The sequence below is a fragment of the Protofrankia sp. Cas8 genome, assembly GCF_963555845.1.
Lineage (GTDB): Bacteria > Actinomycetota > Actinomycetes > Frankiales > Frankiaceae > Protofrankia.
On record NZ_CAUVXI010000051.1, the window covers coordinates 3,113 to 6,898 of the forward strand.

The window sequence follows — 3,786 nt, forward strand, 5'->3', positions numbered from 1 at the left end:
CCCCGAGACGCGGCGATCGCACTGACAGGCGTTACCACCGACGACGCGGTCACGTTCTACCGGCAGACAATGCCCACTGACGGTTACCAACTCAAGCAGCAGAGCGTGTCCGCGAACAAGGCAAAACTGACCTTCATAGGGCATCGTGAAAGCGTCGAACTCCTCGCGAACAGTATCGGCGGCACCCCGCACATCGTCCTCATCTTCATCCGCCAGTAGGACTCCGCTTCGCCCTGCTCACCGCACATCGCCAGCACCTCCGACCCGAAAGATTATTTTTTCGGTGCCGGGAACATGATGTGTTGTTCCTGATTCCGGGTCGCTCGGGCCTTCCCCCCAGAGGATGATCGGATGGAGGCGGCCGGGTAGGGGTGGGGCGCTGGCTTCCAGCCGCCGGCAGCCACACGACGATTCGGGCGCCAGGCTCGTTGTCCTCGATGTAAACGAGGCCATGGTGGGCCGTGACGGTGTCGTGGACAATCGCAAGACCGAGCCCACTGCCACCGGCGTCCCGGCTGCGGGCCTGATCGAGGCGGTAGAACCGGCGGAAGACCTCGTCACGGTACTCAGGCGGTATTCCGTGGCCGTCGTCCGCCACGACCAACTCGACGCGCCCGCCGGTGGTCGACAGCGACAGATCGACCCGCGTCCGCGCGTGGCGTCGCGCGTTGTCGAGCAGGTTGCGCACGACGCGGGTGAACAGGTCAGGATGTCCTGCGACCAGGCCTGCGCAGACCTCACGGGTGTGGACGGCCAGCGAGCTGGTCAATCGCAGGTTCCGGGCCTCGGTGAGCACGATTTCGTCGATATCGACGAGGTCGCGGCGGGCAGGTCGGGCGTTTTCGTCGAGGCGGGAGAGCGCGAGCAGATCGTCGACGAGCCGGGTGAGCCGGTCCACATCGTGGATCATGCGAACGGTTTCGTCCTGCCATCTGCCCATATCGGACGTGTGGTGACTGACATCGAGCTGCACACGCAGGGCCGCCAGCGGGCTGCGTAGCTCGTGGGCGGCATCGGAAACGAAGTGACGCTGCGTGGTCGCTGCGTTCTCCAGTCGACTCAGCATCTGGTTCATGGTCAGGGCAAGGCGGCGAATGTCGTCCTGAGCGGGGGGAACGTCGACCCTGCGATGGAGATCCGCCGCAGTGATGGCGTCGAGCTGACCGCGGATGCGATCAACGACGCGCAGGGTGTAACGCACGAGTGTCCAGACCGCGACCGCGAGCAGGAGCAGCAAAGTGGGGCCGCCAACCACGGCCGCTGTGGTGACGCGGCCGACTGCCTGGTCATAGTCGCTCAACGGTGACGCGATCACGATCGTGGCGGTGGAACCCTGGGTGCGTACCGGCAGCGTCAGGATCCGGAAATGACCGTGCGCAAGCGCCACCCGATCCTCGATGCGTTCCCCGGCCGACAGCCCTCCAACGGGCCGCGGGATGGCCTCCTCACCGGCGTCGAACTCCCGTGAGCTGGCGATCACATGACCGTCGGGCGCGATGACCTGGGCGATGCTGGTGTCCGCGCCGGAACTGGGCAACGGGTCCGGCACGGCGCCACGGGTGACGACCGCGCTGAGCGTCTGTGCACGTTCGCGGGCCGCATCGTCGATGGTGCCGAGCAGGCTGTTGCTGACACCGGTGATCAGCAGGAACCCTGCGGTGGCAAGACCGATTGCCGCGACGAGGGTCGCGATGAGGGTCACCCGCAGCTGGAAGGACAGCCGGCGCCACCACCGCGGGCGCGCCGCGGCGTCTTCCCGGTGGTCGGTCAACCGCCGTCAGCCCGTAGTCGGTACCCCACTCCGCGCACCGTCTCGATCGCCTGCCGTCCGAACGGTCTGTCAATCTTGCTTCGGAGATAGCTGATATAGACCTCGACGAGGTTCGGATCGCTTTCCCCGAACTCGTCCCAGACGTTGGCGGTGATGTCGCTCTTGGGCAGCACCTGGTCGGGATGGCGCATGAGGTAGTGCATGAGCGCGAACTCGCGGGGCCGTAGCCGAATGTCGGTTCCGGCCCGGCTGAAGCGGTGCCGGGCCGGATCGAGCTGGAGATCACCCGCCGTCAGGACGGTCGGACGCCTCGGGGACCCTCGCCGGATCAGTGCGCGCAGGTGTGCCAGCAACACGACGAAGGAGAAGGGCTTGGTCAGGTAGTCGTCCGCGCCGAGATCGAGGGCGTCGGCCTCGTCGTACTCCCCGTCCTTCGCGGTGAGCATGAGGACAGGTGTCCAGACCCGCGCCCGGCGCAGCGACCGGGTGACCTCATAGCCGCTGAGACACGGAAGCATGATGTCCAGAACGATCGCGTCGTAGGCGTGGGAGCAGGCGAGCCACAGGCCCTGCTCGCCGTCGGCCGCGACGTCGACGGCACAACCCTCATGACGAAGTCCGTCCCGGATCGCGGCGGCCAGGTTTTCCTCGTCCTCCACGATCAGTATCCGCATCGACAGCTCCTGTCGCACGTTCCCGGACTGACCGGACTGACCGGACTGACCGGACTGACCGGACTGACCGGACTGACCGGACTGACCGGACCGCGCCCCGGGGCCATGCGGGTCGGCGCCCTCCACGGCAACCACATTGTCTCAGTGTGCTCACGGTTGGGCACGCTCACAGGTCTCGAAGCTCCTTCGGGCCCGCGGTGCCCGCCATCCGGCCACCGAGAACCACCACCACAGCCGCCGCCGCCACGACACCGGCGACGAGAGCGACCAGGTAGCCGACCGGAATCGCCGGTGCCGCAGGCGGTGGGTCGAAGATCCCCGTCAGTACCTTGATGAGCAGGTAGCTGATGGCCGCCGCGATCGCCGTGCCGCCGAGGACACCGCCCAGGACCAGTCCCCGCGCTTCGGTGGCCAAGAAACGTCCGCGCTGGCGGGGGGTGGCGCCGAAGGCGCGGAGCAGCACCAGGGAACGCCGTCGTTGCGACGCGCCGAGCAGCAACGCCAGGCCGGAACACGCCAGCGCGAGCAGGACCCCGAAACCGAGTTCCAGCCTGGACAGGCCGGCGAGGTCGGACGCGGCCAAGCCGGATGCGGTGGTGACGGTGGCGCGGGCGGAACGCACGTCGGCAACGTCGACGCCGGGCGCGACCCGCGACCGCAGGGACGCGGCGGTCGCGGTCGGGTCGGACGATCCGATCAGAAAGCTGCCGACCGCGTCCGAGCCGGTCACATGGGTGATGTAGGCGGCGTTGGCGACGATGAAGGAGTCCTTCGGGGCGGTGGGAAACTCCTTGATCTGACCGATCACATGGAATGTCACCGGCTGGTAGCGCCGGTCGGGTCCGGTCTGGAGTTGCAGCTGTACCGGGTCGCCGGGACGCAGCTGGTAGTCGTGCAGCGTCTCCGCGGAGAGCAGTACGCCGTCAGGAGTACGGCCCAGAGTGCCCAGTGCGCTCGACACGGTGCTACCCGGTGTGAACGAGTCGCGAAGCGGGGCGACCCGCCGAATCGTGTCGGCGTTCACGCCGTAAATGTCCTGGAGATCCGGTCCCACATAGGCGAAGCGGTGCTGCAGTGGTTCGACGGCCCGCACGCCGGGTGCGTTGCGGAGCGTGTCGCCGGCGGACGGGCTGACGACGGCGCCGGGGGGTTCGGTGACCGCGACGTCGGCACCGACGGTCAGGGCGACATCAAGCCGGGCCTGGGCATCGTAGGTGGAGGTGAAGACGGCCGTGGACGCCGCCAGGCCCAGCGCGACGGCGAGACCGGCCGCACCGCGCGCCACGATGTGGCGACGTCGCCGCAGCGACGCCGCTTCGAGCTCGGGTGCCCGTCCGGGGC

4 protein-coding genes are annotated in these 3,786 nt (G+C 68.0%); 1 reads left to right on the forward strand and 3 read right to left on the reverse strand.

The genetic code is table 11. The features are described 5' to 3' along the window. Positions 1 to 219, forward strand: a 219-nt coding sequence (locus U9977_RS10230; protein WP_416210544.1) for a hypothetical protein, incomplete at its 5' end; no start/stop codon positions are given. Here the strand turns inward: U9977_RS10230 and U9977_RS10235 are convergent. The 3 genes from U9977_RS10235 to U9977_RS10245 all read right to left on the reverse strand — a co-directional run. Beyond that, entirely contained in the window at positions 206 to 1,771 is a 1,566-nt protein-coding gene (locus U9977_RS10235) for a sensor histidine kinase (protein ID WP_322748978.1), read from the reverse strand. The genes U9977_RS10230 and U9977_RS10235 overlap by 14 nt on opposite strands. Beyond that, on the reverse strand, positions 1,768 to 2,445 hold the full coding sequence (locus tag U9977_RS10240) for a response regulator transcription factor (RefSeq protein WP_322748979.1): 678 nt from the start codon (positions 2,443 to 2,445) through the stop codon (positions 1,768 to 1,770). The genes U9977_RS10235 and U9977_RS10240 overlap by 4 nt, the downstream gene beginning before the upstream one ends. 166 nt (positions 2,446 to 2,611) lie before the next feature. After that, positions 2,612 to 3,786: FtsX-like permease family protein (locus U9977_RS10245; RefSeq protein ID WP_322748980.1), on the reverse strand; the 1,175-nt coding region annotated here is incomplete at its 5' end.

Coding starts and splice junctions, on each gene's coding strand:
- U9977_RS10240 (WP_322748979.1), bottom strand. CDS start 2,445: ATGCGGATACTGATCGTGGAGGACGAGGAAAACCTGGCCGCCGCGATC.